This window comes from Streptomyces sp. SM1 (assembly GCF_002910825.1).
In the GTDB taxonomy this organism is placed as follows: domain Bacteria; phylum Actinomycetota; class Actinomycetes; order Streptomycetales; family Streptomycetaceae; genus Streptomyces; species Streptomyces okerensis.
Genome location: NZ_NEUB01000761.1, coordinates 1 through 3,374, shown reverse-complemented (window position 1 = coordinate 3,374; position 3,374 = coordinate 1). Strand labels below are relative to the sequence as shown.

Below are 3,374 nucleotides of genomic sequence, written 5' to 3'. Positions count from 1 at the left end.
TCAAGGCCAACCAGCCCACCGCCTACGCCCAGCTCGCCGCCCTGCCCTGGACCTCGATCAAGGTCCAGCACACCGCCTCCGCCACCGCCCACGGCCGCCGCGAGTCCCGCTCGATCAAAACCTGCACTATCGCCGACAACCTCGGCGGCATCGCTTTCCCCCACGCCCACCTCGCCATCCGGGTCCACCGCCGCCGCAAGCCCACCGGCCGGCCCGAAACCCGCGAGAACGTCTACGCGGTCACCAGCCTCGCCGCCCATCAAACCCGCCCCATCGACCTCGCCACCGCCATCCGGGGGCACTGGGGAATCGAAAACTCCTCCCACTACATCCGAGATGTCACGTTCGCCGAGGACGCCTCGACCATTCACACCGGCACCGCACCCCGCGCCATGGCCACCATCCGCAACCTCGCCATCGGCACCCTGAAGATCCTCGGAGCCGACAACATCGCCAAGACCACCCGCGCCATCCGCCACGAACCCGAACGAGCACTCGCCATCCTGGGCATCACCAACAACCCAGACACTCACGGAACTTGATCAAGCCCTGGTGATGATGTCGATCACGGATTGTTCCGCCGCCAGTCGACCCACCTTGCCGAACTCGTGACTGTAGGAGCACACCGGCGGCTTCATGGTTGCGTACACGTCCAGAAGCGCTTCGGCCCGCGTCACCGACGGCTCTTCTGCGTAACTGATCGGTGATGCAGGTCCGGTGGCCAACTCGCACCACGTCACCTTGCGGTCCCCGTGGAGTTGCACACCCCAACGGTCCGTAAGGGCCTCGACGAGTGCCATTCCCCGTCCCCCCTCGGCGTCGACGTCCGTGGTGACGAGGGTGGGCAGAACCCGCGGGTCGGGGTCCTGGACCTCGATGCGCAGATGCGTACCGGTCAGGAAGACCGTGAGCGAGCCCGGAGTGCCATGACCCACGTGCGTGACTACGTTCGACACTAGCTCGCTCACGCACAGTTGGGCCGCGTCGACGAGTTCGTCCAAGCCCCAGGCCGCCAGACGACGCTGCACGATGCGTCTCAGCACGCCGACTTCTTCAGGACGGGCGGTGAACTCCACGTCCCACACCTTTCGCGTCATGCGCGCTCCCTGCATCACGAGGCTCTCCCATCGGTGTTCGCCTTGCTGTGTGGCGTCCCGCCAGCGGAGTGTCACAAGTGATCACTCTGCGTCGCGTCACGGCTCAGCATGAAGCCGGCGCATCCCTTCGTGCAATGTGCACGAAGGGATTCCCACTTCCGTGTGATTGGCAAGCGGCCCTCTTGGCATGAGACTGAACTTTCGTTACATGCCGGGCGGTTGAGGAGATCGAAATGGCTGGTTCACCGACGGCACGCCGGCGGCGTCTGTCGATCGAGCTGAAGAAGCTACGGGAGAAGAGCGCGCTGACCTGCGCCCAGGTCGGCCATGCACTGGACTGGAGCGGCTCCAAGGTCAACCGGATGGAGACAGGTATCGGCAGAGTGCAGCCGTCGGACATCGATGCGCTCTGCCGGCACTACGGCACAAGCGATGAGCTCCGCGAGTTCCTGAAGTCACTGGCTCGGGAGTCGAAGACGCGCGGCTGGTGGCAGGTACACGGTGCGGGCGTGCCCGAGTGGTTCAACATCTACATCGGCCTGGAGCAGGACGCCTCCACGCTCCGCCAGTACCAGTGCGAGGTGCTGCCGGGCCTCATGCAGACCACGTCGTATGCGCGCGAGTTGCACGCGGCCGGGGCGTACATGTCGGCCGAGGACATCGACCGGGCCGTACGTGTGCGGTTGGAACGTCAGGAGATGCTGACACGGCCGGATGCGCCCGAGGCCTGGTTCGTCGTGAACGAGGGTGCCGTGCGCAATGTCATCGGTGATCGGGAGGTGATGCGTGAGCAACTTGAGCAGATCCTCGAGTCGGCTGCGTTGCGAAGCGTGACCTTGCAGGTACTGCCCTTCGATTCGGGTACCTACCCGATCACGGGATCTTTCACCATGCTCGGCTTCCCGGCGCCCGAGGACCCGGACCTCGTGTACCGAGACGGTGTCACGGATGCCGTCTATCTGGAGGGCGAGCACCATGTCCGTGAGTACACACGGGCCTTCGACGGTCTGCGTGCCGCGGCGCTCAGTCCTCAGCGCTCCGCCCAGTTGATCAAGTCCGTCGTGAAGGAGTACTCGAAGTGAACGCCGCAGCACCATCCGAATGCCCTCCGGCCTGGTTCAGGTCGTCATACAGCAACGGCGCCGGAGGAGAGTGCATGGAGTGTGTGCTCCGAGCCGACGGGATGGACATCCGCGATTCCAAGGACGCGGAGAGCGCCGTGATCACCGTGGGCCGCCGGGCCTGGGGAGCCTTCGTGCGGACGATCCGGCAGACGTAGCCTGCACTGCTCACGGGACGCCAAGGTCACGAATTCAGGGGGACGGAAGACCACGAGCGTGGAGCAGGGCATCCAACAAGCCCTCCGGGGTGTCCCGCGTCGAGTGGAACGCCCCCGGTGCCGTCTCCGGATGTCAGGAGGATTGAGATGCCAAACGAGAGGTTACGTGCTGCCGTGGCAGCCGGCGGCTGGACGTGCCGCCCTTGACTCTGTTGCTGAATTCGTCAGCCGGCGAGTTGGTGGCTGAGGCGTTCGAGTCGGCTGGTGCGAGGCTTGCGTAGTGGGTCGGTGGCCCACCAGGCGTCGAGGCGGACGATGTTGAGGGCGGTGGCGGAGTAGATGTGTTGGAGGGTGACTTTCGGCAGGCCGCGGTAGCGGGCCCGGCGGATGCCGGTGACGTCGAGAGCCTGGTTGACGGTGCCCTCGATGCCGGCGCGGAGTGCGTACTTGGTTCTCCAGGAGTCGGTGTCCTGTTCGGCTCTGGCCGCAGTGGTGCGTTCGTGGAGTTCACGGGGGCGCAGGGTGAGCATGCGGGCGCCGCGGGCGGAGCTGGTGCACTTGGTCCGGGATGGGCAGGGGCGGCAGTCGGCGCGGGCGAAGTCGATCACGATGGCGTCGCGGCCGTGCTGGGTGACCGGATACCAGCCGGCGCTGGTGGCGCCCTGGGGGCAGCGGACCTGACGGGCTTTCCAGTCGATACGGAAGGCGCTCTTGGCGAAGCCTTCGGCGGCCTTGGCCTGGGGCGAGTGGTCGGCCAGGAGCGGGGTGACCATGCTGATGCCCCGGCCCGCCGCTTGCACGACCAAGTCGGCGGAGGGATATCCGGAGTCGAGGTAGTGCTCGCCCGGTGAGACCTGACGCTCGGCCAGGTTCTGCTGGATGGGCGCGGTGGCCTTGACGTCGGGAATCGTCGCCAGGGTGGTGTGCACATCGGTGATCAGCCGCAGCACGCTCGTACCGGCTTCGGCTTCGGCTTCGGCTTCGGCTTCGGCTTCGGC

General features: G+C 66.1%; 5 protein-coding genes. 3 read left to right on the top strand and 2 right to left on the bottom strand.

The window, feature by feature from the left end:
* On the top strand, positions 1–542 hold a 542-nt coding region (locus B9S61_RS23010), incomplete at its 5' end, for an ISAs1 family transposase (protein WP_107499716.1).
* Here B9S61_RS23010 and B9S61_RS23005 read toward each other — a convergent pair.
* Entirely contained in the window at positions 543–1,076 is a 534-nt protein-coding gene (locus tag B9S61_RS23005) for an ATP-binding protein (protein ID WP_308457784.1), read from the bottom strand.
* 254 nt (positions 1,077–1,330) lie between these two features.
* Here B9S61_RS23005 and B9S61_RS23000 point away from each other — a divergent pair, with 254 nt between their 5' ends.
* Together B9S61_RS23000 and B9S61_RS22995 are read left to right on the top strand one after the other, a co-directional pair.
* Positions 1,331–2,179 carry a helix-turn-helix transcriptional regulator gene (locus B9S61_RS23000; RefSeq protein ID WP_103543969.1) on the top strand — a complete coding sequence of 283 codons (849 nt, stop codon included), beginning with the start codon at positions 1,331–1,333 and terminating at the stop codon, positions 2,177–2,179.
* Positions 2,176–2,376: a DUF397 domain-containing protein gene (locus B9S61_RS22995; RefSeq protein WP_103543968.1), complete on the top strand. Its 201-nt coding sequence runs from the start codon at positions 2,176–2,178 to the stop codon at positions 2,374–2,376. The genes B9S61_RS23000 and B9S61_RS22995 overlap by 4 nt, the downstream gene beginning before the upstream one ends.
* Before the next feature lie 224 nt (positions 2,377–2,600).
* On the opposite strand, the gene B9S61_RS22990 is transcribed toward B9S61_RS22995, so the two are convergent.
* Positions 2,601–3,374 (bottom strand): transposase (locus tag B9S61_RS22990; protein ID WP_181007492.1); only part of this gene is annotated, 774 nt, incomplete at its 5' end.

What these genes read in the sequence shown, in the direction of transcription:
- B9S61_RS23000 (WP_103543969.1), top strand. Translation starts at nt 1,331, where the DNA reads ATGGCTGGTTCACCGACGGCACGCCGGCGGCGTCTGTCGATCGAGCTG.